This window comes from Leclercia tamurae, from assembly GCF_025566055.1.
GTDB lineage: Bacteria > Pseudomonadota > Gammaproteobacteria > Enterobacterales > Enterobacteriaceae > Enterobacter > Enterobacter tamurae.
Genome location: NZ_JAMHKS010000066.1, coordinates 101,797 through 127,236 on the forward strand (window position 1 = coordinate 101,797; position 25,440 = coordinate 127,236).

At 58.2% G+C, this 25,440-nt stretch carries 27 protein-coding genes; 5 read left to right on the forward strand and 22 right to left on the reverse strand.

Translation table 11 applies throughout. From position 1 onward, the window contains the following. The first annotated feature begins 2 nt into the window (after positions 1 to 2). Positions 3 to 398, forward strand: coding sequence for a hypothetical protein (locus tag M8318_RS05190; RefSeq protein WP_262661222.1), 396 nt, complete (start codon positions 3 to 5; stop codon positions 396 to 398). Positions 399 to 587: 189 nt separating this feature from the next. Here the strand turns inward: M8318_RS05190 and M8318_RS05195 are convergent, their stop codons facing one another. The 7 genes from M8318_RS05195 to M8318_RS05225 all read right to left on the reverse strand — a co-directional run bounded on the left by M8318_RS05195 (position 588) and on the right by M8318_RS05225 (position 4,681). Beyond that, positions 588 to 998 (reverse strand): DUF6691 family protein, encoded by a 411-nt coding sequence (locus M8318_RS05195; protein ID WP_262661251.1) that lies wholly within the window; start codon positions 996 to 998, stop codon positions 588 to 590. Positions 999 to 1,008: 10 nt separating this feature from the next. Continuing rightward, complete coding sequence (locus M8318_RS05200; protein WP_262661223.1) at positions 1,009 to 1,440, reverse strand: YeeE/YedE family protein; 432 nt, start codon at positions 1,438 to 1,440, stop codon at positions 1,009 to 1,011. Beyond that, on the reverse strand, positions 1,430 to 1,768 hold the full coding sequence (locus tag M8318_RS05205) for an ArsR/SmtB family transcription factor (protein ID WP_262661224.1): 339 nt from the start codon (positions 1,766 to 1,768) through the stop codon (positions 1,430 to 1,432). Before M8318_RS05205 ends, M8318_RS05200 begins: the two co-directional genes overlap by 11 nt. Before the next feature lie 121 nt (positions 1,769 to 1,889). After that, complete coding sequence (locus tag M8318_RS05210; RefSeq protein WP_262661225.1) at positions 1,890 to 2,228, reverse strand: hypothetical protein; 339 nt, start codon at positions 2,226 to 2,228, stop codon at positions 1,890 to 1,892. Positions 2,229 to 2,292: 64 nt separating this feature from the next. Further along, entirely contained in the window at positions 2,293 to 3,555 is a 1,263-nt protein-coding gene (locus tag M8318_RS05215) for a type II toxin-antitoxin system HipA family toxin (RefSeq protein WP_262661226.1), read from the reverse strand. After that, positions 3,548 to 3,862 (reverse strand): helix-turn-helix domain-containing protein, encoded by a 315-nt coding sequence (locus tag M8318_RS05220; protein WP_269468308.1) that lies wholly within the window; start codon positions 3,860 to 3,862, stop codon positions 3,548 to 3,550. Before M8318_RS05220 ends, M8318_RS05215 begins: the two co-directional genes overlap by 8 nt. 51 nt (positions 3,863 to 3,913) lie before the next feature. Continuing rightward, positions 3,914 to 4,681 carry a DeoR/GlpR family DNA-binding transcription regulator gene (locus M8318_RS05225; RefSeq protein ID WP_262661227.1) on the reverse strand — a complete coding sequence of 256 codons (768 nt, stop codon included), beginning with the start codon at positions 4,679 to 4,681 and terminating at the stop codon, positions 3,914 to 3,916. Positions 4,682 to 4,768: 87 nt separating this feature from the next. Here M8318_RS05225 and M8318_RS05230 point away from each other — a divergent pair, with 87 nt between their 5' ends. Continuing rightward, positions 4,769 to 5,353 carry an NUDIX domain-containing protein gene (locus M8318_RS05230; RefSeq protein ID WP_262661228.1) on the forward strand — a complete coding sequence of 195 codons (585 nt, stop codon included), beginning with the start codon at positions 4,769 to 4,771 and terminating at the stop codon, positions 5,351 to 5,353. A gap of 75 nt (positions 5,354 to 5,428) precedes the next feature. Then, on the forward strand, positions 5,429 to 6,187 hold the full coding sequence (tam, locus tag M8318_RS05235) for a trans-aconitate 2-methyltransferase (protein ID WP_262661229.1): 759 nt from the start codon (positions 5,429 to 5,431) through the stop codon (positions 6,185 to 6,187). Here tam and M8318_RS05240 read toward each other — a convergent pair whose 3' ends face one another. From M8318_RS05240 to sad, 13 genes are all read right to left on the reverse strand, one after another. Further along, entirely contained in the window at positions 6,188 to 7,378 is a 1,191-nt protein-coding gene (locus M8318_RS05240; protein WP_262661230.1) for a cytochrome c biogenesis protein/redoxin, read from the reverse strand. A gap of 222 nt (positions 7,379 to 7,600) precedes the next feature. Further along, positions 7,601 to 8,902: an ATP-binding protein gene (locus M8318_RS05245; RefSeq protein ID WP_262661231.1), complete on the reverse strand. Its 1,302-nt coding sequence runs from the start codon at positions 8,900 to 8,902 to the stop codon at positions 7,601 to 7,603. Further along, entirely contained in the window at positions 8,899 to 9,639 is a 741-nt protein-coding gene (locus M8318_RS05250; protein WP_262661232.1) for a response regulator, read from the reverse strand. The genes M8318_RS05245 and M8318_RS05250 overlap by 4 nt, the downstream gene beginning before the upstream one ends. A gap of 47 nt (positions 9,640 to 9,686) precedes the next feature. Continuing rightward, positions 9,687 to 10,682 (reverse strand): alpha/beta hydrolase, encoded by a 996-nt coding sequence (locus M8318_RS05255; protein WP_262661233.1) that lies wholly within the window; start codon positions 10,680 to 10,682, stop codon positions 9,687 to 9,689. A gap of 131 nt (positions 10,683 to 10,813) precedes the next feature. Further along, positions 10,814 to 11,728 carry a bestrophin family protein gene (locus tag M8318_RS05260; RefSeq protein ID WP_106992830.1) on the reverse strand — a complete coding sequence of 305 codons (915 nt, stop codon included), beginning with the start codon at positions 11,726 to 11,728 and terminating at the stop codon, positions 10,814 to 10,816. 216 nt (positions 11,729 to 11,944) lie between these two features. After that, positions 11,945 to 13,396 carry a tagaturonate reductase gene (locus M8318_RS05265; RefSeq protein ID WP_262661234.1) on the reverse strand — a complete coding sequence of 484 codons (1,452 nt, stop codon included), beginning with the start codon at positions 13,394 to 13,396 and terminating at the stop codon, positions 11,945 to 11,947. A gap of 118 nt (positions 13,397 to 13,514) precedes the next feature. Next, entirely contained in the window at positions 13,515 to 14,042 is a 528-nt protein-coding gene (locus M8318_RS05270) for a GNAT family N-acetyltransferase (RefSeq protein ID WP_262661235.1), read from the reverse strand. An 81-nt stretch (positions 14,043 to 14,123) separates the two neighbouring features. Then, positions 14,124 to 15,089, reverse strand: coding sequence for a sensor domain-containing diguanylate cyclase (locus tag M8318_RS05275; RefSeq protein ID WP_262661236.1), 966 nt, complete (start codon positions 15,087 to 15,089; stop codon positions 14,124 to 14,126). 52 nt (positions 15,090 to 15,141) lie between these two features. Next, a complete protein-coding gene (locus M8318_RS05280) occupies positions 15,142 to 16,134 on the reverse strand; it encodes a sensor domain-containing diguanylate cyclase (RefSeq protein ID WP_262661237.1) in 993 nt (330 codons plus the stop codon). A 181-nt stretch (positions 16,135 to 16,315) separates the two neighbouring features. Further along, positions 16,316 to 17,767 carry a GGDEF domain-containing protein gene (locus M8318_RS05285; RefSeq protein WP_262661238.1) on the reverse strand — a complete coding sequence of 484 codons (1,452 nt, stop codon included), beginning with the start codon at positions 17,765 to 17,767 and terminating at the stop codon, positions 16,316 to 16,318. A 161-nt stretch (positions 17,768 to 17,928) separates the two neighbouring features. After that, positions 17,929 to 18,855, reverse strand: coding sequence for a glutaminase B (gene glsB / locus M8318_RS05290; protein WP_262661239.1), 927 nt, complete (start codon positions 18,853 to 18,855; stop codon positions 17,929 to 17,931). A gap of 63 nt (positions 18,856 to 18,918) precedes the next feature. Next, the gene (locus M8318_RS05295) at positions 18,919 to 20,496 is read right to left on the reverse strand and encodes a methyl-accepting chemotaxis protein (RefSeq protein ID WP_262661240.1); all 1,578 of its coding nucleotides are present in this window, start codon (positions 20,494 to 20,496) and stop codon (positions 18,919 to 18,921) included. A gap of 167 nt (positions 20,497 to 20,663) precedes the next feature. Beyond that, positions 20,664 to 22,046 (reverse strand): succinate-semialdehyde dehydrogenase, encoded by a 1,383-nt coding sequence (gene sad / locus M8318_RS05300; protein WP_262661241.1) that lies wholly within the window; start codon positions 22,044 to 22,046, stop codon positions 20,664 to 20,666. A gap of 99 nt (positions 22,047 to 22,145) precedes the next feature. Between sad and ptrR the strand changes: the two genes are divergently transcribed. Next, entirely contained in the window at positions 22,146 to 23,024 is an 879-nt protein-coding gene (gene ptrR / locus M8318_RS05305) for a putrescine utilization regulator PtrR (protein ID WP_262661242.1), read from the forward strand. Here ptrR and M8318_RS05310 read toward each other — a convergent pair. Then, positions 22,978 to 23,460, reverse strand: a complete 483-nt coding sequence (locus tag M8318_RS05310) for a GNAT family N-acetyltransferase (protein ID WP_262661243.1) — start codon at positions 23,458 to 23,460, stop codon at positions 22,978 to 22,980. The genes ptrR and M8318_RS05310 overlap by 47 nt on opposite strands. Before the next feature lie 151 nt (positions 23,461 to 23,611). Between M8318_RS05310 and M8318_RS05315 the strand changes: the two genes are divergently transcribed. Continuing rightward, a complete protein-coding gene (locus M8318_RS05315; RefSeq protein ID WP_262661244.1) occupies positions 23,612 to 24,556 on the forward strand; it encodes an L-lactate dehydrogenase in 945 nt (314 codons plus the stop codon). An 89-nt stretch (positions 24,557 to 24,645) separates the two neighbouring features. Here the strand turns inward: M8318_RS05315 and M8318_RS05320 are convergent, their stop codons facing one another. Next, positions 24,646 to 25,440, reverse strand: a complete 795-nt coding sequence (locus M8318_RS05320; protein WP_262661245.1) for a PhzF family phenazine biosynthesis protein — start codon at positions 25,438 to 25,440, stop codon at positions 24,646 to 24,648.

Here is a 25,440-nt window from a genome sequence, read left to right on the forward strand (position 1 = left end):
CCATGTGGATACTTTCTGTTATTTTTATTTCATTTACAGTAACAGCATGCACTTTACATGCTGATGTTACTCCTGATGGTAATTCACTTAACGATGCTATAGTAGGATCGCCGTATGCCAATGAAATAAATATAAATGGTGGGGCTGTATCATCTTTATATTCCAATGGGAAAGAAAGATTCGTAGGTGAAATAACCCCATCCGATACAGGATTAACTTTAAGGTATTGTAATGATTCTCCAGCTCACAATTGCGTCAGGATTCAGGGAGTACCCGTAAAGCCGGGGATCGTCACCGTACGAGTATCAGGCGGATTGTTTGGCACTAATGTAGCGACAGGCGGGGAATTTGATAAAACATATACTATTAAGATCAAAAATCCAGAAAGATCTTTTTAAGAACGCTTAAATTGTGAGCCGTATCGATATTCACCAAAAGATACGAGAAACTTTCAGGTAGTGGGTCTCTCGTATAGAAACGGTCAAAATTCAGCTTTAAGGTACAATATTACCTTTCCCAAAGGGAGTCCTCCCGGCACCGGCACCGGCACCGGAATTCTAATCGTTAAATACCGCTAATCCGCGAATTTAAGATGACCGGACCCGAGTAACGATCCACATCCCGGCAAGCATGGATAAAACAAACAGCAACCCCTTGCCGATGCCCGCACCCAATAATATCAGCGACGGTCCGGGACAAATGCCTGCCAGCCCCCAGCCCAGACCAAACAGGATCGCGCCCCCCACCAGTGTGCGGTCAACGGTGTTATTCTCTGGTAGCAGAATCGGCGCCCCGCAAAATGCCGTTTTTCTGCCTTTCACCAGCGCAAAGCCAATGATCCCCACCGCAATCGCCCCAATCATCACGAAGGCAAGTGAGGGATCCCAGGCCTGAGACAGATCCAGAAAACCAAGCACCTTTTCAGGATTCGCCAGACCGCTAATCAGCAAGCCGGCGCCAAAAATCAGACCACACAGAAACGCCATAATCACCAGCATCATATTTTCCTCAGCCCAGCCATAAACCGGTCAGCGTTGCGGTAACAATGCCGACAACCATAAAGGTCAGCGTGGCGACCAGGGATCGCTTCGAAAAGCGCGACAGCCCGCAAATACCATGCCCACTGGTACACCCCGAGCCGAGACGTGTCCCAATGCCCACCAGCAAACCTGCCACGATAATCACCGGCCAGGAGGCCTGAACGTTAATGTCCGGCAACGGGAAAAACAGCGCAAACAGCAGCGGCGAGCTAATCAGGCCAGCTATAAAAGCGATCCGCCACCCTTCTTTCCGGGTCTGCTTCGTCAGCATGCCCGCTACAATGCCGCTGATCCCGGCGATGCGCCCACAAAAGTGAATCAGCATTATGGCGGCAAGCCCGATTAACAACCCGCCGCCGAGGCTGCTCAGCGGCGTAAAGTGAGTAAAATCAATCGACATGGTTGTCTCCTGCCTGTGGGCAATAGAGGTCATATAGGGTATTGAGCAGCGCGAAGATCCGCGGATCCTCAATCCGGTAGAAAATCTGTTTGCCAGTGCGTCGGGTCTCCACCAGCTTTAAACGGCGTAGCACCCCCAGTTGCTGGGAGAGCGTAGGCTGGTGGATCCCCACCGCCTCTTCTAGTTGCGCGACGCTCGCTTCCCCCTGACTTAACTGACACATCAACAGCAGCCTGTCCGCATTGGACAAACCGCGTAAGATCTCCGCGGCACCTGACGCCGCCTGCTTCATTGCATCCTGAATATCAGTATCTGTCATCACAGCCATGGTTTGCATCCATCAATATATAATTTTATATAATGTAATTTAGTATATTGTATGCCGGGCCGTGCTGCAAAAAAAACCGGCAGGGATCTTGGGATCGCTGCCGGTTATTCCTGTCAAAAGTTTATATTTTCAGCTCAGGCACCAGGGCTTTTTTGTCCGACATACAGGTCTGCCACGCCTTGCCCGGCTCGCCGTTATCCAGCACCGAGGAGGTGCGATACTCCACCGTGCGGGTATGCTGGCCAGGCACCACATATTCTATGGTCGTCCAGCGGGTATTGGCATCCTGTCCTTCGGTGGTGAGTTCGATAGTCTGGTTTTTTACAATTTCGGCGCACTCGCTTGCCGCGGCCTCGACTTTGCGAAACGTCTTCTCTTCGGGGGATGTGCCCTCATTGGACATACACCCGGTAAACAGCAAACAGGCGAGAGAGATCAGGCTGATTTTTTGCAGCATCATGCAGTCCTTTTATTTAATAAGCATTAGCTGAAGCGTAGCTTATGCGGCTGCGCTCTTCCTCTGTTTAGCGGAGCTGGCTGATGTTTGCATCCAGTTGCTTTTGTATGGCCTGTCGTGTTGCCGGGGTGATTTTTCCTGGCAGCAAGGCTTCGGCATAAACGGAGAACCCACTGGCGACGTTGGCAATACGCGCGATAAGCTGATTTACCTGCGATTCACTGAGCTCCGCCTCCCGGGTGCCCAACCACAGCAGATGCTGCTGCTTAATATTCAGCGCCTCGCCCATAACGTCCATCTGATGATAACCGCCGGGACCTTCGTTCCAGGTAACATCAAACGCAGGCGCCAGCGACCACGTCCCCTCCGCGGACATCAAATAAGCGAAGTTTTTTGGATGGTCGTCGCGGTTATTGAAAATGACGTTGAAGACAATGCGGGCAAAAGCACGGGCTTGCTCACGCACATCATTGGTACAGACCTGCGTGGCACGTAAAAAGGTGGCGTAATCCAGTGAGCCCGGTGCGCGGTAATCCGCCCCGGTAAATGCCGCCAGGCTTTGCATTGGCACACGCATCCCGGCTTGCCGATCGAAGCGCTTGCTGGCAAAAGCGGCATAGCCTCCCGGCAGGTCAAAATATTCGGTTTGCGGAGTATCAATGCCGCAATCCCGCAAGCACTGGGCATACACCATCTCAATGGCGCACACTTCGGCATGCTCATCCCGGGCAGGAAACTTGATTAGCCAGGGCTCATAGTCCTTAACAGGGATGGTGGTGAAACGTCCGGTGACAGTGTCACGATACAGCAAAGCTTTCGGCCTCGCCCCCTGTGGCGAGCCGCCCATTTGCAGCAGCCGGTGCAGAAACGCCCCGCCTTCGCCTTCCAGAACCTCCCGTACCTCTTCTGCAAGCTGGGTGAGCGGAATATCGTTCTGTGGCGCAGCGAGATCGGCCTGAACAGGCACAAAGGACATCGCCCCCATCGCATTACTGCCAATATAAGTCAGCCTTTCAAGGGGACCAATGCGGGCCGCACTCAGGCCACGCTGCCTGAACAGACGATCCATCAGCAGCATGCCCCAGCCGTCAGGCAGGGAGTCATATACCGGGCCGGGCAAACCTAACTGGTGAGTGGGGAAATTTTGGCGCAGCTTGTCGCCCTTCAGCGGAAGAGTAAACGCGGATAATTCAAACCCTTTTTCCAGCGCCTGCTGGCTGTATTCGAAGAAGATCAGTGGCCGCCGGGTCAGTGCGGTGGTGGTGGCCAGCGTTCCCCATAACCAGCGTTCACCCCAGCCCTCGTAATACACCTCAACGCGATCAGGCATCATGGCTCCTTTTCCGTATACGCTGGCGGGATGCGCTGGCTTCGAAGCGGCGAAGATCGTCCAGGCTCTCCAGCTGCGGCATAAACAGGTTTTCCAGTTCACGGGCAAGACCCAGCACCATCGCCACACGCACCACGACTTCAAAGCCGACGTTGCGCCCCGCCTCGAGATTTGAAACCGTGTTCACCCCTACACCAGCCCGTTGTGCCAGTTCGGCCTGGGTAAACTGGCGTCGAATGCGCTCCAGACGTAACCGCTCACATAATGACTTGACGATCTCATCAGGCTTTTTAAAGTTTAAATCCATTATTTTGTACCTTAACGGCGTATTCAGGCGTTAACACACAATATTATAGAGTTATTTTGATTTATCCGCCATGTTCACAGAAACGCCTTTTCGACTCACCGCCTCCACCCACCGGCTATCAGTATCCGCTTCAACCACCACGGTGTTGATCAGCGACAGCTCGCAGATCATAAATGGCGACGCGGTGTTGATTTTTTCCGGGGATGCCAGCACTACCGTTTCGGCAGCTCTGCCGGAAAATGCACGTTTGATGCACGCTTCTTCATAATCCCCGGTGGTTAACCCGGCGTCAGGATGTATCCCGGTGACCCCCATGAAAAACAGATCGGCATGGATATGCGCAATACCTTCTATGGCCGCAGCACCGACCGTAACCACCGAGTGGCGGAACAGCCGCCCGCCAATCAGAATCACCTCAACCTGCGGATAATCCACCAGCGCCAGAGCAATGCCCGGACTGTGGGTCACCGCGGTAAAAGAGAGATCTGCAGGCAGGCAGCGCACCAGTTCGGCAGTAGTGGTCCCACCGTCAATAATCACCACCTGGCCGGGGGAGATCAGCTCCGCGCCCTTCTTCGCCACCCGCTTTTTCGCCTCAATACCCAGACTGCTGCGCTCGGCAAAACTGGAGACCGCCTGTGACGCCGGTAGCGCGCCACCGTGGACCCGCTGTAAACGCCCGTCAGCCGCCAGCTCGCGCAAATCCCGACGAATGGTATCTTCCGACACCTCAAATTCCTGGCTGAGATTTTTCGACAGCACCTGCCCTTCGGAACTCAGTTTTTCGAGGATCAGCTGTTTGCGTTGACGAGTGAGCATGGGTCGTTTCCTGAGGTTGCATGTTAGATCTTGATATTGCACGAACGTGCAGTTTATGATGTCCACTCTACGTAAACAGGAGTCACCGTGCAATCAAATCGTGCAGAAGTACGTATTCTCGACAGCAAAACGCTGTCAGATGACTGGTACACACTCAAAAAATATACCTTCGATGTGCGCCGCCGTAACGGGGAGTGGCAACGCCAGAACCGGGAAGCCTACGACCGGGGTAACGGCGCGACCATTCTGCTCTACAACCGCGACAAACGGACGGTGATCCTGACCCGCCAGTTCCGCTTTCCGGTGTACATCAATGGTCACGACGGCTATCTGATTGAAACCGCGGCCGGTCTGCTCGACAACATGGCGCCGGAACAGCGGATCAAAGCCGAAGCGGAAGAAGAGACCGGGTATCAGATCGACCACGTGGAGAAGGTCTTCGAAGCCTTTATGAGCCCCGGCTCGGTCACCGAGAAACTCTACTTTTACATCGCAGAGTATCGTCCTGGCGATCGTAAAGGCCAGGGAGGCGGCATCGAGGCCGAAGGTGAAGACATCGAGGTGCTGGAGTGGCCCATTGACCAGGCGTTGCAGGCCATCGATGACGGCCTGATTGTCGATGGCAAAACCATCATGCTGCTCTATCACGTTGCCCTGAAGGGGTTCCTCTAGCGAATCACACCGACAGAAACGGATTTCTGTCATCTTCATCTACACTTCTGGAAAGAACAAACCGGAGATGATTGCATGACCGACTGGAACCCCGCCCTGTATCTGCAGTATGGCGCCGAACGTACTCGCCCCGCCTTAGAGCTCCTCTCCCGCATTGCGCTGGATGAGGTCACCGATGTGGTCGATCTGGGCTGTGGGCCCGGCAACAGCACGGCGCTGCTGCAACAGCGCTGGCCTTCGGCACATATCACGGGCGTCGATAACTCACCCGCTATGCTGACAGAAGCCAGAGCCGCCCTGCCGGGCTGCCATTTTGTTGAGGCTGATATTCGCCATTATCGCCCGGAACAGGCGTTGAGCGTGATTTACGCCAACGCCTCATTGCAGTGGGTGGAAAACCACTACGAACTGCTGCCGCATCTGGTCTCGCTGCTGAAACTGCACGGTGTGCTGGCGATCCAGATGCCGGATAACGATCTGGAGCCAACCCACGTCCTGATGCGCGAGGTGGCGTTTGAGCAGGATTATCCGGATCGCGGCCGTGCAGCCCTGCTGGGCATCCATGCGTATTACGACATTCTGACCGAGGCGGGATGCGAGGTGGATATCTGGCGCACTACTTATTATCACCAGATGAGTTCGCATCAGGCCATTATCGACTGGGTGAGTGCCACCGGCCTGCGCCCCTGGCTGCAGGAGCTGAATGAGCGCGAGCAACAACGCTATTTGCACCGCTATCATCAGCTGCTGGAGGAGCAGTATCCGCTGCAGGAGAACGGACAGATACTGCTGGCTTTTCCGCGGTTGTTTATGGTTGCCCGACGCGAACCGTAACTACGCCTTCGCCTCTTTCAGCAGCTGCTGGATCACCTGCTCCTGCTTGTCGTTATTCCCCTCCCCAAACGAGGCGTAGCGCAGCTGGCCTTTGGCATCGAAGAAGTAGTGCGCTGGCCAGTAACGATTACCAAAGGCCGTCCAGATCTTATAGTTGTTATCGGTGACCACCCGGTACGGGAGTTGCCATTTGTTGATCGCCTGCTGCACCGACGTCAGCGGTTTTTCCCACGGATACTCCGGCGTATGCACCCCAATCACCACCAGTCCCTGGGCCTGATACTTATTGGCCCAGTCGCGAACGTGCGGCAGGGCGTGCTGACAGTTGATGCAGTCCCAGGTCCAGAAGTCGATCAGTACCACTTTGCCTTTTAACGACGCCGGAGTGACCGGCTCACCGTTCAGCCACCCGGTACCGCCCTCAAGCGACGGCATGGCGCTGGTGGTGACCGGTTGCGCGACCGGCTGGAGGGTCGGCTGAGGCTGACTTTCCGGCGCCAGCTGCAGCAGCGTTTTCTCCAGACGGTCGGCCACGCCGTTTGCCCCCTGAAAGACGCTATTCAGCCCGAACGCGGTAAAGGCTACCGACATCAGCATCGCCACCCCCGCCGCTTTTCGCAGCCCGTCCATCAGTCCTGATTTGGTTTTCAACCGTGCAATCAGTGCCTGCCCGCTAAAGCCGAGCAGCGCGAGCATCACCGCACAACCGCTGCCATACGCCGCCAGCAGGCTACCGGTGGCGACGGGGTTATGCCCTGCGATACTCAGACTGAGAATGGCCCCTAACACCGGCCCGGCGCACGGCGACCACAGCAGCCCGACCGCCAGCCCGGCGAGCACCGCCGAGGTTATCCCCCGGGTGCGGGTGCTGTGGTTATTCATCGTATTACCGAGGCGTAATGCCGGGCCAGCAATGCGCTGCGCAAAAGACGGGAAGATCAGCGCCAGCGCGGCCAGGCTCAACAACGCCAGCGCAATCCAGCGCCCGACCAGGGTAGCGCTGACCACCCAGTCGCTGGCGACGGTGATCAGGCTGGCGACCAGGGTAAACATGAGCACCATGCCGAACAGCATGGCGATCAGCTGGCGCATCTGCCCGCGAAAGCCGGCGAACAGCAGCGGAATAACCGGAAGCGTACAGGGGCTGAGCAGGCTGACCATGCCCCCTAAAAATGCGATCACGAGAAACATAACACACCTCACTAAAGCGGTTGGCTGCGACGATTGCAGTGAGGCTATTACAGCGTGGGGATGTGTCTGGCATGTTTGGAGTATTGGGGGTTTTGTCAGGTGGTGTATGCGCGTTGCAGGAAGATACAGTGCGGTACAAAGGGTGCGGCCTGATTGTCCGGCGGCGCTGCGCTTGCCGGGCCTACCAGGGCAATGGGTAAGGCGCAGCCGCCACCCGGCAATTCACACCACCGGCAAAGTTATCCGCGCGCAAAGCCCGCCTTCGGGCCGGTTCGCCAGCTGCAATTGACCATCAAGCTGGGCGGTGAGCTGGGCAGCAATCGCCAGTCCCAGCCCGGTGCCGCCGGTTTCCCGGTTGCGGGAGGATTCTACGCGGTAGAACGGCTGTAACACCGCCGCCAGCTCATGTTCCGGAATACCCGGGCCGTTATCCGCCACGGCGATTTCCACCCTTTCATCACGCATTGTCAGCGTCACCTCTGCGGCATCGCCAAACTTCAGGGCGTTATCCAGCAGATTGGTCAGGATGCGGTGCAGCGCCTGCGGACGGGTAGCAAAAGGGATGGCTGCACGGGCTGCGCTAAACTGCACGTTTTTGCCGGTATCGGCGTAATCACAAACCAGCGTATCAATAAAGTTATAGAGATCGACCTTACGCACCGGCTCGGGTGATACCCCGGACGAGCGGGCGTAGTCGATCCCCTCCCGCACCAGACGGGTCATGCTGTCCAGATCCTGGGTCAGTTTGTCGCGCAGCTCCGGTTGGTCGGCCATCTCTACCCGCAGCCGCATCCGGGTAATGGGGGTCTGCAAGTCATGCGAGATGGCGGCAAGGATCTGCGCCCTCTCCTTCAGGGAGGTCTGGATTCGGTCCTGCATCGCATTGAACGCCCGCGCCGCATGTTGCACCTCCAGCGGTCCCTGCTCGGTGAGCGTCAGCGGATTGGGGCTGGTGGGTTCGAGGGTATCCACCGCCCGGGTAAAACGTGTGAAGGGGCGCACCACCTGGCGCACCGCCAGCCAGGCGCAGATCACCACCAGTAGCAGCTGAATAATAAACACCACCGGCAGCCAGCGGGCCACCGGCGGCATCCGGGGAGTGAGATCCAGCGTCAGCGGCGAACCGTCGCGCAGCGTCAGGTGCGCCTGAATATGCGAAACCGGCCCCGGCACCGCCGTGAAGCGCAGCGGATACTGAGTCGCCAGCGTATCCGTTATCGTGCGGACCGCATCCCGCGAACGAGCGTCAGCAGGTGGCGCGCCCGGCTCCCCAGGCCCCAGCAGATAGTGATAGTTATCCCGGTCGAGGCGCGGCAGCCACTGTGCCCGTTCATTCGCCGGCAGCCGGTCCAGAATCGCCACGCTGGTGGAGACATCGTCCTGCAGATAACCCAGCATCACGTTACGCACGCTGCTCATCCGCTCGGCCATCACCAGAGTCAGGCTCAGGCCGTTGGCGAGCAGCAATCCCAGCAGGACGATCACCAGCAGACGATAGTGCAGTGAACGCGGCCAGAGCCTCATTCTTTAGCCTCAATAATGCTCACCGGCATCGAAAAGACATACCCTTCGCTGCGCACTGTTTTTATATACCGTGGTGAGCGTACATCCTCATTCAGACGCTGACGCACGCGGCTGACCAGTAGATCGATTGAGCGCTCGAACAGCTCCGCATCCCGCCCCTGGGTGAAATTCAGCAGCTGATCGCGGGTTAACACGCGCTGGGGATGATCGACAAACACCCGCAGCAGACGGTACTCGGCCCCGCTCAGCGCCACGATGGTGCCGGTAGCATCCAGCAGATGACGGGCGCTGGTGTCGAGCTGCCAGTCGCCAAAGGCGATGATGCGCCCGGCTTCGGTCACCTGCAGATTAGGCGGCAGCGTGCGATGGCGGCGCAGTATGGCTTTGATCCGCGCCAGCAGCTCACGCGCCACAAAGGGTTTGACCACATAATCGTCCGCACCCATCTCAAGGCCCAGGATGCGATCCATGTCGTCGTGGCGCGCGGTCAACATCAAAATCGGCAGATCTTTATGTTGACCGCTGCGCAGCTGGCGGCACAGGGTCAGCCCGTCGTCGCCGGGCATCATGATATCCAGCACCACCAGATCGACCGCCTGTTTATCGAGCACGGCGCGCATCTCTTTGCCATTGGCGGCGCCGGTGGCGCGGTAGCCCGATTTCACCAGATAATCGACGACCAGCTCGCGAATATCCCGGTCGTCATCAACGACAAGAATGTGATCGGTTGTCTCCACCCTAAGCTCCTGTTTATCAGCGATGCGCCAAAAATAGCATAGATTGCTTACAACTTATCCGCATCCACCACCGCCTTGACGAAGTCCTGCGGATCTTCCTGCGCCGGGTTGTGGCCAATGTTGCCGGTAAAGGTGCGATGCTGATATTTTCCGGTGAATTTCGCGGCGTACACCTCAGGTGCCGGGTGCGGTGCGCCATTATTGTCGCCTTCGATGGTGATGGTCGGCACGCTGATGGTCGGGCCCGCTGCCAGCCGTTGTTCATAGCTGTCGTAGCGGCGCTCGCCTTTCTCCAGCCCCAGACGCCAGCGGTAGTTGCTGATGGTCACCGCGACATGATCCGGGTTATCCAGCGCTTGGGCGCTGACGTTAAAGGTGGCATCACTGAATTTCCAGCCCGGCGAGGCCAGAGTCCAGATCAGTTTCGCAAAGTCATGGGTGTTAGCGGCATAGCCCTTCTCGCCGCGCTCGGTGGCGAAATAGAACTGATACCACCACTGCAGCTCGGCCTGCGGCGGGAGCGGTTTTTCCCCGGCCTTCTGGTTGCCAATCAGATACCCGCTCACCGAAACCAGCGATTTGACGCGCTCCGGCCACAGTGCCGCCACGATATCCGCCGTTCTGGCCCCCCAGTCATAACCGGCGAAGACCGCACGTTTGATTTTCAGGGCATCCATCAGGTTAATGACATCTTTTGCCATAGCCGCAGGCTGACCGTTGCGCGGCGTGTCTGCCGACAGGAAATGCGTGGTACCGAACCCGCGGTTGTACGGGACGATCACCCGGTAGCCTTTGGCCGCCAGCGCGGGAGCAACCTGGGCGTAGCTTTGAATGTCGTACGGCCAGCCGTGGAGCAGGATCACCGGCTCACCGTTTTTCGGGCCGATATCGACATAGCCAATATTCAGATCGCCCGCGTCAATCTGGCGGATTTGTTTAAAGCCGGCGGCATAGTCGAGGCCTGCCGCTTCGGCCTGACAGGCGGAAACGGTGGCGAGAGAGAGAGTCAATGCGAGGGTTGAGTAAGCCAGTTTGTTCATCATGGTGGTATCTCCGGGTTATAAATAACACCCGCTTATCTCACCACCATGATGTATGGCGAATATGTGTAAATTTGCCCGTTTTGCAAGGTGCTGTATCGTGAGCCGATGCAGATACATTGGGATACAAATGCCTAGGTCAGTTGGTAATACTTGTCCGGCATCTTGCGCGCCGGGATCTCCTGCTCATCATTCATTTGCAGCAAATCAATCTCCATCGCATTGCAGATGGCATCCAGCGGCAAGTCGTTATTCTCGACGCCAAACGGCTCCTCCAGCTCTTCCGCCAGGGTATCCAGCGAGATAAAGGTGTAGGAGATCAGTACCGACACGAAGGGCGTCATGTAGTGCAGATCGCTGACCAGGGCAAACGGCAGCATGATGCAGAACAGGTAGACGGTGCGGTGCAGGATCAGGGTGTAGGCAAAAGGCACCGGGGTGTTGGCGATACGCTCGCAGCCGGCCAGCACGATCGACATATCATTCAGACGAATATTCAGGCTGTGGAACAGGATGTCCGACAGCTCCCCTTTCCGGCGTCTCACCGCCAGCCACTCCCCCATGATCAGCAGGATGCGGTTGGCAGGCGAGCTGGAGTCCATCGCCAGGCGCAGGTTCTCCTCGGAAAGATAGGCCGACAGCTGGTCGGCCTGCGGCTGTCTGCGCAGGGTCATGCGCAGGCAATGGGCAAACGCAATCTGCAGGCGAACAAACTCACCCAGCGCCGGATCGTCCGGCAATGTGTTTTTGACTTCGCGGAACAGCGAGCGCGAGGCAATCATCAGCTGGCCCCACAGCAGTCGCGCTTCGACATAGCGCGCGTAGCAGGCGTTATTACGGAAACCGAGGAAGATCGCGATGGCGACCCCGAGAATGCTGAACGGCGCTACCGTCAGCCGGATGCCCAGCGAGGTATACCAGGGCAGCATCAGGATCACGACGATAGAGAGCAAAAAGTTAAGAAACAGGCGGGAAAAGATTTTGGTCAGCACGGAACCGTGCCAGACAAAAATCAGGCGCAACCAGTGCTGTTGAGGACGAACAATCATAGTCAGCTTCATCGGGAAAAAAGAGCGGTGACTATTAAACGTGATCGTCGTCACGGTTGCAAGTATGTTAAAAAATGATGACGTTTTTGCGAGGCGGATGGCAGGCCGCACGGGGGTTAAGGTGTGTGGTAACAGGAAGAGGTTAAAGTATGTTGTAACTATTATGAATGAGGGGAATCAACCCTCTCCCAAAGGGAGAGGGAAAAGTTCAACGGATTAACACAGCGGTTTAACCGCTTCGCGCATCCCTTTCAGCAGAATCGCATCCAGATCCAGCGCAACCTGCTCTACCAGGCCATTGACCTGAGTCAGGTCCAGCTCCCAGTGCTCGCTGACGCTCAGCACCGCCGTCACCAGCTCACGGGTGGTGATCTGCTGGTCATGATGCTGGGTCCATAGCTGCTGGAAACGGGTGATCCAGTGCGCATCGTCCTGCACCGGATAGCTTTCGCCGTTACGTTCCGCACGGTAGAAGGCGATCAGCGCCGCCAGGGCAAAGGTCAGACGCGCCGGGAGTTTGCCGCTGGCCTGCTGCCCTGCCAGAAGCTGCGGCAGAATGCGGGTGCGGTATTTGGTCATGCCGTTAAGGGCGATCGACAGCAGCTGGTGTTTGATATACGGGTTGCGGAAACGGCCCGTCACAGCGCTGGCGAAGGAGGCCAGCTCATCACGCGGCAGATCCAGCACCGGGATGATCTCTTCATGGATCGCTTTTTCGACAAACGCGCAGATCTCGGTGTCGTTCATCGCCTCACCCACGGTATCCAGTCCGGCCTGGAAGGCCACCGGCACCAGAGCGGTATGCGCCCCGTTGAGGATCGCCACTTTGCGCTCTTTGTACGGCTTGATGTCATCAACAATCAGCACGTTAAGCGCCAGCTTGTCGAGACGCAGCTCCTGCGCCAGTGATTTCGGTCCCTGAATCACAAACAGATAGAAGTGTTCAGCGGTATCGAGGAAAGCATCGTGATAGCCGAGAGAGGCTTCGAGCTGGGCCACTTCGTCACGCGGATAGCCGGTCACGATACGGTCAACCAGGGTTGAGCAGAAGCTGTTAGCGTCGTTCAGCCACTGGGTAAAGGCCGCTGGCAGCGCCCACTCCTGAGCATAACGCAGCACCAGTTCACGCAGGGCGTCGCCGTTATAGTCGATCAGTTCGCAGGGAACGATCACCCAACCTTTATCGGCGGCACCGTTGAAATGGCTGAAACGCTCGAACAGCAGACGGGTCAATTTTGCCGGATAGCTTACCGCAGGCGCATCCTCGAACTTATCCCCGGCGTGATAGCTGATGCCCGCTTCGGTGGTGTTGGAGAAGACAAAGCGCATCTCGGGGTTGTGGGCCAGCTTCAGGAACTCATCGTACTGATCGTAAACGCTGATTTCGCGGTTAACCGAGCGGATCAGACGCGCGTCGCTGACCGCTTCGCCCTGCTCGTTCAGACCACGGATGATGGTGGTATAGAGGCCGTCCTGGGTGCTCAGTGAAGGCGGGAAATCGCTTTTGATCGGGCGGACAATCGCAATACCGGCGTTGAGGTCGGTATGTTCATTGAGCAGGTCAATCTGCCAGTCAATAAACGCGCGCAGGAAGTTGCCCTCACCAAACTGGATGATACGTTCAGGATAGAGAGCACCGGGGAAATCACGACGGTTCAGTGTGTTCACAATGGGGTCCTTGTAATGATTAGTCATACAGCCTGATAAGATTGGTACGATAACTTATCAAAACTTAACGACCACAAACCCCGGTCTGGATCAAAGCCGGTGCGAATTGTGACAGGATCTATAAGAATTTGTAGAAGACTGAGGTAGCCGTCATCTCACCGTCGGGCATCAGGGCATAGCGCGGGATCTCCCCCACTTTCTGCCAGCCAGCCCGTTGATAGAAGGTCTCCGCCCCGCTGCCGGAGGCCGTGTCCAGCACCAGCACGGTTTTACCCTTGTCGCGGGCAACGTTTTCCAGGGCCTGCATCAATCGTCCGGCATCACCGTTGCGGCGCGCGTTCTGGTGAACCAGCAGTTTGGCGACATCTGCCCGGTGCGGCTGGTTGTCGGGCTGATCGGTGATCAGCTGCACGGTGCCGGTGATTTCGCCGTCGGCATTGGTCGAGATCAGTACGGTACGCTCCCCGCGCCCGACGCTGTCGGCCACGCCGCGCCAGAAAGCGCTGGCCTGCTCATGGCTGTAGGGCAACATAAAGCTCACCGACGCGCCGCCGGTGACACAGCTGTGCAGGATGTCAGCTAATTGAGGAAGGTGCGCAAGGATATCCTCACGCGAAAAGATCTGGATAGCAGGTGATGGCATCATTATTCTCCTTTTTATCAACGGCATCACCATGCGCTTTACATTTTTGTAACACAAGGACCTGTGTCAGAGGATTTTCTTATCTCAGCATCCGGTACCGCGCTGCTGTTTCATGGAGTACATCATCTCATCGGCCGTGGTCAGCCAGCTGGCCAGATCGTCGCGATCGTGATTGAACTCGCTGACGCCCCAGGAGAAAGAGAGCGCCCACGGGTATTCGGCATGCTCATTCCACACCGCGGCCTGCTCGGTGAGATACTGCATGGCGATCCACGCCCCCTTCTCGTCGCTGTTAGCAAACAGGATCGCAAACTCATCCCCGCCGTAACGCGCCAGCACGTCGGCCTGGCGGAAAGTGGAGCTCAACAGACCGGCCATCGCCTTCAGGGCATTATTGCCATCGGCGCGACCGTACCGGGCGTTGATCTGTTTGAAGCGGTCGAGATCCAGCCAGGCGAGGGTCAGCGGCTCAGCCCGACGGCGTGCGGCGTTAATAGCGTAGGTGGCAAGATGATGAAAGCCACGGCGATTATACAATCCAGTCAGGTCGTCGACGATGTTGGCGCAGATTGCCGCGAACTCGGCCTCCACCAGCGCCGCCAGATCGGCCAGCGCCTCAACGTCGGCTGATGAAAATTGCCGCGGCTGGTGGTCGATAATGCACAGTGACCCCACCGTCTCACCGTTGGGCAGATGCAGGGGATACCCGGCATAAAAGCGGACAGGATTATCGTCGGTCGCCAGCGGATTATCCGCAAAACGCGCATCGTCTAAAGTATCAGGTACCACCAGCGGGGCATTACTGAGCACGGTATGGCCGCAAAAAGAGAGATTTCGCGGCAAATTGGTGGCGTCACCGCCATCGGCGGATTTAACCACCACCACATGCTCGTCCACCAGATTGATCATCGCCACCGGGACGGAAAACAGGCGTTTTGCCAGCCGGGTCACACGGTCATAGCTCGGGTGATTCTCGATCTCCAGCAGCCCGGATTCGCGCAAGGCGCTGAGACGCTCCACTTCATTGTTGGGTCGTGAGGGTGATTTCATTGGGGGCTCCGGACATCAGGCTTTTTAAAAGCTTAGCGCATCCTGACGCCGCTTAGTGGGCAAAGATGCGGTTTTTCCCTTCACGTTTCGCCTGGTACAGCGCAGTATCGGCCGCCTGTAACCAGTCTGTAACATTTTTCATTTCCCGGGTGGCGATGGCGATGCCAATACTCATCGTACACTGGACCACGTCTTCCGCTACATCATCGATAACGGCGGCGGCATCCATAATGCGGGTCGCGACAACGTGCGCCTCGTCCAGGGTCGTATCAGGCAGCAGGATCACAAACTCATCCCCGCCCAGCCGCGCCGGGGTATCGCTCTGGCGTGTGGCGATATGCAATATCTGTGACACTGTCACTAATAACATATCCCCTACCTTATGACCGAAGCGATCGTTAACCTCTTTAAAGTTATCGATATCAATAAACATCAGCGCCGATTCGCTGCAGGTCTGCCGCAGCTTGTGAAGTTCATGATCGATACGCTTCTCCAGCAGCCGCCGGTTGGCAATGTCGAGCAGCGGGTCCATCATCGCAATGCGTTCCAGCTCGCGCGATTTAAAGCGCAGCCGCATGGCGATACTGTTGGTGAGCACGCTCAGCGCTACAGTATAGATGCCAATCAGCGGCAGCGTGGCGTAGATCGTACGCTGCGACACCCGGGGAACCAGCGCCATCCCCTGCGTCAGCCAACTGGCCATAAAGACCGCCAGCATCACCGCGCCGGCTTTTTTCATCAGCGGGAAACCACCCGCCGCCAGCCGATCGGCCAGTAAGATAGTGGCAATGGCGACGGACGGCAGCGGGTTCGCCGACATCATGGCGATCCAGAACCCGCCTGCGCCGGCGTCGAGCATCAGGTTTTGATGTTCGGTACTCAGCGGCGCGGCAGAGCGACGCGCACGCCAGAAGGCCAGCGTCGGCCAGATAAAGGCGTTGATCGCCAGAAGACCCATAAGCCAGGGTGAACGTTGCTGTTCCACCAGCACCGAAAGAATGGGGAAAAAGCAGAGAAATGTTCCAAGCACTCGCATCAGAAACATGCGTTTGATAAACCGTCTGCCAGACACGCGAGGGGATTTACTGAGTCTGTCAGTTGCGTTCATCACACGAATTTTCCGAAATAATCACCCCATTATATTATTGACGTACAAAATACGTATCAAGGCATTTATCAGTTTCGTGAATATATGCTAGTGGCCCGTGTGGCGTGCAGGCAAACGATTACAGCGGTTCCGATGCCGCAGCCTTTTGCGCAGCAGACGTTATCTCTGTCATTCGGGCGCTGGTGCGATTTCGCCCTGCTTTTTTCGAGCGATACAGATAATCATCCGCTTCGCTCATCAGACGATTGAAAACGTCCGTCAGCTGCCACGACTCCGATTTCCCGTTGCCCAGACCAATACTGACGGTTAAAAACAGCGCCTGCCCGCGCCAGTTGAACGGATACTGTTCAATGGTGGTACGGATACGTTCCGCCAGGGCGTAACCCTGCTGTGCCGACGTGGTGTTAATCACCACTGCAAACTCCTCCCCACCCATTCGCGCCACCAGCCCCTCGCTCCCCACTGTCTCCTGCACTTTACGGGCAAAAGCCGCCAGGACCGTATCGCCACACTCGTGACCGAAGTTGTCGTTGATGCTTTTGAAATAGTCGATATCCAGCAGCATGACGGTCAGCAGCGGGCTTTTGCGCGTTCCCTCGTCACGCTTCAGGGCTTCATACAGCCCCGAACGGGAGTACACCTGGGTTAAGAAATCATAATCGGCACGCAGGGAGACCTGGCGGATCAGGGAATTGATCGCCGCCATGCTGACCGAGACCATCACCGGGCAGATGGCCAGGGTGGCGATCCCCAGACGGGCGGAGAACATCATTGGGGTAGTGAGCGGCGTGGTCGCCACGATGGTAATAATGGAGTTGGCGACCAGGGTGATCTCCACCGCCCCGGTGACAAAGGTCAGCAGGCAGGTTGCCGGGAGCGAATAACGCACCGCGCACCAGATCAACGCCGGCATCGGAAACGCCAGCGCACCGGCCCCGCCGATCGCCACCGAGGCCACGACAGAGATCACCAGTAGCACCACCGGCATCAAATGGCTGACGCGCAGGGTCCGGGTGAACGCGGGCCAGGTGATGGTCAGCAGACAGGGAACGATTAACACCCCGGTGGAGAACTGTTCGCTAAACCAGTCGGCGACCAGCGGCCAGAAGGTGCGATTGTCCAACCCGACTGACGACAGCGCCCCGACCAGGGCGCACAGCAGCGCGGCGAGCAGGCAATAGTTAAACAGTCGCAGGGCATTCACCGGATCCGGGGTACTGTTTTTCAGCCGCCTGTCGCGCTGAACCAGCAGGGCAACGGTGACAATGAACACCATATTCGAGAGGTTAATGCCCAGCGAGGTGATACCCCAGTTGGTGGTGATGAGGTCGTACAGCAGCATGGCAATGTACGATATCGCATAGTAGTGCAGCCGGTTAAGGTAAGCATAACGGGCAAATACCCCCGCCATTACCCCATTCAGCGGCCAGAACATCGACAGGGACTCCACCAGACGTAGCTGCGCGCCGATAAAATAGAACAGCGTGGTCAGGACAAATATGCCTACCGCATTACGTAAGGGACTTTGCGGCTGAAAAAGCGCGAAGGTTCTGGTGGAGGCAGAAGACATGCAATATCAATCCATAGGGTTGCTTTTAACAATGATTTTCACCCGCGCGGGTGAATGTTAAAAGTTTGGGATTAATGTATATCACATTAGGGGTATGACAATCACCACCCCGTTAAGGGGGGGTTAACGGTCCGGCGGTCAGCCCCCGCCGCAGGACCCGCTTAATAGACCGAACGCCCCAGCTTCAGGCTCAGACGCTCCAGCACCGCGACGCCTGCGAGGGAGTTTCCCGTCTCGTCCAGCTCCGGGCTCCAGACCGCAATGGCCATCTCGTGCGGCACAATCGCCACCACCCCACCGCCAACCCCTGATTTAGCAGGCAGCCCTACCCGCCAGGCGAATTCACCGGCGCTCTGATACATGCCGCTGGTCGCCATCAGGGCATTCACCTGCCGGGCCTGCATCGAGGTGACAACAGGCTCAGAGAGATGCGGCGCATAGCCCTGTGCGGCCAGAAACAGAAAGGTGTCAGCCAGTTCGACACAGTTCATCTTCAGCGCACAGTAGTGAAAATAGTTTTGCAGAACCGTCGGCACGTCGTTATGGAAATTACCGAACGACTTCATCAGCCAGGCGATCGCCGCATTGCGCGCCGAGTGTTCAAACTCCGATCGGGCCACGGCAGCATCGTAGGCGATATCACTCACTCCGGAGAGCTGACGCACGATCTCCAGCATCCGCTGACGGGGTGCACTAAGACGACTCTGCAGCATATCGCACACCACCAACGCCCCGGCGTTGATAAACGGATTACGCGGCTTGCCCTGTTCGATCTCCAGCTGCAGCAGGGAGTTGAACGGCTGGCCGGAGGGATCTTTCCCCACCCGCTGCCAGATCTCATCCTCGTCATACTGACGCATGGCCGCCACCAGGCTGAGGACTTTCGAGATCGACTGAATGGAAAAACGCTCGGTGGCATCCCCGGCCTGGAAGTGCTGGCCGTCGACGGTACGAATGGCGATCCCGAGCTTGTTGCCGTTAACCGAGGCCAGCGCCGGGATGTAATCGGCCACTTTACCCTGGCCCAGTAAGGGACGTACTTGCGCCAGAATGGCTTCCAGCATCTGATTATTGATGTTCGCAGCCATCGGTTGCTCCTTGCTCACAGGCCAAAAACGGCCTGCGAGTATAACAGAGGCTTATGGATGACGTCAGGCAGGAAGTCGGAACCGCGACACCGCCTGTAACAGCAGGCCGGATTCATCATGCAGCCGTTGGGAGGCCATTGAGGCGGTGTTCACCAGGTCGTCGGTCTGGCGCGCCACCTGGTTCAGGGCCTGCAGCTGGCCGGTCATCCGGTGAATGCTGTCGCCCTGACTGAGGGTGGCGACGGAAATCTCATTGAGTAAGCTGCAGAGATTGCCCACCAGACCGATCACCTGCTGCAGGTTATCCTCCAACCGGGTGACCGCTTTCGAGCCATCCTCGATGCCCTGCAACGAGTGGTTAATCAGCTGCTGAATGGTTTGCGTCGAGTGGCTGCTTTTGCGCGCCAGCAGGCCCACTTCCCTCGCCACTACCGCAAAGCCGCGCCCCTGATTCCCGGCATGCGCCGCCTCGATGGCCGCATTCAGCGCCAGAATATTGGTCTGAAACGCCACGTTATCGATGATCGCCACAATGCCGCGCATCTCGGAAGAACGCTCCACGATCGCCGCCATCGAGGCGTTCACCGTCTCCATCATGCGATCCCCGCCTGCCGCCATCGCCCGCGCCTCGTCCGCCCGCGAGCTTGCCAGCCTGGCATAGCCGCTGTTGCCCTCGACGTGGGTCTCCAGATCGGCAATGTGCGCGGTGACCTCTTTCAGCTCCTGCGCCTGACGCGCCGACTGGTGATAGAGCTTCTGATTGCCCTGCGCCAGAGAACCAATATTGGTCACCATCGAGGTGGTCGCCTCGCTGACCTGGGTCACCAGCTGTTGCAGGCCCTGCTGGAGGGTATCGACGCTGTCGCCAAGCTGCGCCATCTCGCGGTTGAAGCGCTTCACGCCCGGCGGCGGCGCGGAGAGATCCCCCGCCGCCAGCAGATTGATATGGGCGATCAGGCGGCGCAGGGGCACGATCACCCAGCGCGACATCGCAAACCATACCGCCACGGCGATCGCCACCAGCACCACCGGAGCCAGTAGATAGAGGAACTGCAGACTGGCGAGACTGGCGGTCAGCAGTTGACGCCCTTCCGCGGCGCGCTGGGCGCTTGCCTGCTGATAGCGGGCGTAGTTGTCATTGAAATCGGCCTGAAAAGCCTGGGCGGGTACGGCAAAAAAGGCGTCAATCGACTGGCTGTTGACCAGGCCGTCGGCCTGTTCGCGGATGGCATCGAAGAACAGTTGATAGCTGTTGAGCAGCGCCTCATCCCGCGGCGGCTGCATCGCCTGCCACGCCTGCCAGGCCTGCTGAGAATCCCGTAACGCCTGCTGGGCCTCATCCATCAGGCTGTGCCAGCTTCCGTCCGAGCCGGTCTCTTTATCCTGCATAAAGTAAACCCCCGCCCGGTTAAGCAGATCGCTCGCCGCCAGCAGGGAAATCCGGGCCTGATCGACCTTCGTCTGTTGCAGGTACGCCATCTGGTTACGCTGTTCATTGCGCTGGGCATCACGCAGCGAGATGGAGAGTAAAACCGAAGAAGAGATTTGCAGGGCGGAAAAGAGCCCGATAATGCAGAAGATCCCCGCCAGCAAACCAAACTGCCGGGGAGTAAAGCGGCGGAAAATTTTGGTTAAGTTCATAATTGTATTCATTAACAATGCCTTAGACGTGAGCGAGTCTACGCAGTGAAAATGACAGAACTATTTCAGAATCATGACAGGCGCCCGGCGGCGCTGCGCTTGCACGGGCCTACGGTGTTGTAGGCCGGGTAAGCGCAGCGCCACCCGGCACAAACACCGGCGCTCGATCACACCCGATCTTTCCACACCGTCTGCACATTACAGAACTCATGCAGGCCAAAGTGCGACAGCTCCCGGCCAAAGCCGCTCTTCTTCACGCCGCCGAAGGCCACGCGGGCATCGCTGGCGCTGTAGCCGTTGATAAATACCCCGCCGCACTCGAGCTGGCGGGCAAAGCGGTCCGCCATTGCAGCATCGGCGGTAAACACCGTCGCTGAGAGGCCAAAATCGCTGTCGTTGGCCAGCTGAAGGGCATGATCCGCATCGGTTGCTACGCTGATGGCCGCGACCGGGCCAAACAGCTCCTGACGAAACGCGGTCATCGCAGGCGTCACGTTGCCCAACACCGTCGGCGCATAGTAGTTCCCTGCCCCGGCCACCTTCTCGCCGCCCAATAACAGAGTGGCGCCTTCGGCCAGCGTGGCCTGCACCTGCTGATGCAGCTCGTCACGCAGATCGTAACGCGCCATCGGGCCGAGGTAGTTTTCCTCTGCGTCCGGCGCACCCATTTTCAGGGCCGCGGTGGCCTCTACAAACCGCCGGCTGAATTCATCCGCAACCCCCGCCTCGACGATAAAGCGTTTAGCGGCGGCACAGACCTGTCCGGTGTTCTGATAGCGGCCGGTGACCGCCGCTTTGACCGACAGATCCAGATCGGCGTCATTCAGGACGATAAAGGGATCGGACCCGCCCAGTTCAAGGACGCATTTTTTCAGCGCCGCGCCAGCCTGAGCACCAATCGCCGCCCCGGCACGCAGGCTGCCGGTGACGGTCACCGCCGCAATGCGCGGATCGGCAATCATCTGGCTTACCCCATCGTTAGTGGCATTCAGCTGGCTGAACACCCCCTGGGGGAAACCGGCATCGTTAAAAATCTGTTCGATCAGGTTCGCGGCGCCCAGCACGTTAGGGGCGTGTTTCAGCAGATAGCTGTTGCCCGCCAGGATAATCGGCACCGCACCGCGCAGCACCTGCCACAGCGGGAAGTTCCACGGCATCACCGCCAGCACCGGGCCCAGGGGGCGATATTCGATCACCGCGTCCGCTACCTGGGTCGCCTCGGTAGAGAGCATGGCCGGGCCGTGGTCGGCATACCAGTCGCAGAGACCGGCGGATTTCGCCACCTCTGCGCGCGCCTGAGCGATGGGTTTGCCCATCTCACGGGAGATCATCTGAGCCATCTCTTCGCCGCGGCTGCGCAGGGCGTCGCCCAGGTCACGCAGTTTTTGCGCACGCGCCGCCACCGGTACGTTGCGCCACTGACGAAATGCGGCATCGGTCTGCGCGAGGGCATGTTCAACCTCGGTAACGGTCGCCCACGGCCACACGGCCAGGGTTTCGCCGTTTGCCGGGTTGATGGACATGGCATGGTTAACAGAAGGTGTAGTCATGATCGGCTCCGTGTAATAACAGTTGCTTCAGTGTGGCGTACTCTGCTATTTCTTAAAAATGAATAATAGTGACCATCTTATTCACGAAACGAGAACGATATGGATCTGACCCAGCTGGAAATGTTTAACGCCGTCGCCCAGACCGGCAGCATCACCCAGGCCGCACAGAAGGTGCATCGCGTGCCGTCGAACCTGACCACCCGCATCAAGCAGCTGGAGGCCGATCTCGGCGTGGAGTTGTTTATCCGCGAGAACCAGCGGCTGCGCCTCTCCCCGGCGGGGCATAATTTTTTGCGCTACAGTCGGCAGATCCTCGCCCTTGTGGATGAAGCCCGGATGGTGGTGGCCGGCGATGAACCCCAGGGGCTGTTTACCCTCGGGTCGCTGGAGAGCACCGCGGCGGTGCGTATCCCGGCCTCGCTGGCGCAGTTTAATCAGCGCTATCCGCGGATTCAGTTTGCGCTGGCGACCGGCCCTTCCGGGACGATGATCGACGGGGTGCTGGAGGGGACGTTAAGTGCCGCTTTTGTCGACGGGCCGTTAACCCACCCGGAGCTGGAAGGGATGCCGGTCTACCGGGAGGAGATGATGCTGGTAGTGCCGGCCGGACAGCCGAAGGTGGATCGGGCGCTGGCCATTAGCGGGCGCGATATCTATGCCTTTCGCGCCAACTGCTCCTATCGCCGCCATTTCGAGAGCTGGTTTCATGCGGATCGCGCCACGCCGGGGCGTATTCATGAGATGGAGTCCTACCACGGCATGCTGGCCTGCGTGATTGCCGGGGCCGGGATTGCGCTGATGCCGCGCTCGATGCTGGAAAGCATGCCCGGCCATCATCAGGTGGAAGCCTGGCCGCTGGCGGAAAACTGGCGCTGGCTCACCACCTGGCTGGTGTGGCGTCGGGGGGCGATGACCCGCCAGCTCGAAGCCTTTATAGCACTGCTAAACGAAGATCAGCCACCAGCGTCTTCTCCATAAACAGGCTCAATGGATCGGGGCCGTATGGGGGAAAGGCCTCGCACATCTGGTACCCGCAGCGTTCATACAGGCGCACGGCTGCCAGTTGCTTGATCCCGGTCTCCAGCCGCAGGGTATGACAGCTCCGGCTGAGGGCTTCATCTTCCAGCGCCGCCAGCAGTTTTTCACCCAGCTTTTGCCCGCGATGGGTAGGGTCGATATAGACCCGCTTCATCTCCCCGCTGCCGTCAGCGTTGAGCACCACGGCCCCGCAGCCGATAGCGTTGAGCTGGCGATCGCGGATCACCATCATGATCAGTTTGCCATCGGGCAACCCGGTCAGATCCAGCAGGTGATTGCTTTCCGCCGGATAGAGCGCGCTCTGGTAGTCGTCGAGGGCGGCAATCAGGGTGGTGATATCCGGATGGGCGGGCGATTCTGAGGTAATAGAATACATGGCAGGCTCCTTTTGTCGTTTTTCTCCACCCTAACGCCGGGCGGCGAAGGAACAGGCATATTTTTAACTTATAGCTGCCGCCAGCCATTGCACCTCCCGCGCCTGGGGCGTAAGTTTGGGCCCAGTCACGGTTAAAACCTCAGGAAAAACAATGAACACCAAAGCCCGCAAAGTGATGATTATCGGAGCCGGAAACGTCGGTACCTCGGCCGCGTACGCCCTGCTGAACCAGAATATCTGCGAAGAGCTGCTGCTGGTGGATATCAACCAGCCGCGCAGCGAAGGCCACGCCTGGGATCTGTCGGATGCCGCGGCCTATATGCCCGGGATGATGACTATCTCCACCCGTGAGGCCAGCGACTGTGCCGATGTGGATATCGCAGTGATCACCGTCTCCGGCGGCGCCCTCCAACCGGGACAGACCCGGCTGGATGAGCTGACCGCCACGGCCCGCATTGTGAAAAGCATTGTGCCGCAGATGATGGCGGGCGGGTTTAACGGCATTTTCCTGATTGCCACCAACCCGTGCGACATAATTACCTGGCTGGTGTGGCAACTCTCCGACCTGCCGCGCAATCAGGTGATTGGTACCGGGGTATGGCTGGATACCACCCGCCTGCGCCGCACCCTGGCCCAGACACTGGATATCGGCGCGCAGAGCATCGATGCCTTTATTCTGGGCGAGCACGGGGATACGCAGTTCCCGGTGTGGTCCCATTCCTCGGTCTACGGCTCGCCGATTGCCGAGGTGTATCAACGCCACACCGGCAAAACGCTGGATTTTGATGCGCTGGCGGAGCGCGTGCGCAAACAGGGGTTTGAGATCTACGCCCGCAAGGGTTGCACCGAGTACGGTATCGCCGCCACCATCGCTGAAATCTGCCGCAATATCTTCACAGGCAGCCACCGGGCGCTGGCAATCTCCTGCATTCTGGACGGGGAGTATGGTGTGGACGGCGTGGCGATCGGGGTACCGGCGGTGCTGGCCCAGAGCGGCGTTCAGCAGATCATCGAGCTGAAGCTGGCAGAGGATGAACTGCAAAAATTCCGCCATTCGGCGGACGTGATCAAAGCTAATATCGCCCGCCTGCCCTGAGTGCAAACTGAAGTGACGGCGTCACGTATAAGGTGATTGCGGGCGCAGTGTTGGGTAGGCCCGTGCAAGCGCAGCGCCGCCGGGCGCTTTTACCTCCGCAGGAACACGGTGCCTTTGAGATAGAGCGCTGCCTGGCCGCCAATCAATACCCGGTCGCCCTTCAGCTCGCAGCGCAGATCGCCGCCGCGGGGGGAGACCTGCCGCGCGTGCATCGCCGTTTTACCCAACTTCTCGCTCCAGTACGGGATCAGCATGCTGTGGGCTGAGCCGGTGACCGGATCTTCAGCCACCGACTCGCCCGGGCAGAAGAAGCGGCTGACAAAGTCATACTCATCCCCCGGGGCGGTGACGCAGACCATCTTATCCAGCGGCATCATGCCGTCGATGTCCGGAGTCAATGCCTCAACCTGCTGCTGGTTTTCCAGCACCACCATGTAGTCGCGCCCTGCCCGTACCTCTTTGGCCCCGGTGATGCCCAGAGTGCTGAACAGTAACGCTGGTGGGTTGTCTACCACCTCACTGCTCCATGCCGGGAAGTTCAGCGTCAGCCAGTCGCCGCTGCGGGTGACTTTGAGGTCGCCGACAAAGCGGGTGGAGAAGACAATCTCGGTGTGCGGATAGTCGAGATACTCAAAAATCACATGGGCGCTGGCGAGCGTGGCGTGCCCGCAGAGGTTAATCTCGTACTGCGTCGTAAACCAGCGCAGTTCAAAGCCCGCATCGGTGCGCACGAAAAAGGCGGTCTCCGACTGGTTATGCTGCTGGGCCATCTTTAACAGCACCTCATCCGGCAGCCACTCCTCGAGCGGGCAAACGGCTGCAGGATTCCCACCAAACGCGCGGTCGCTAAACGCATCGACCAGATAAAATTCAATTTCTTTCAT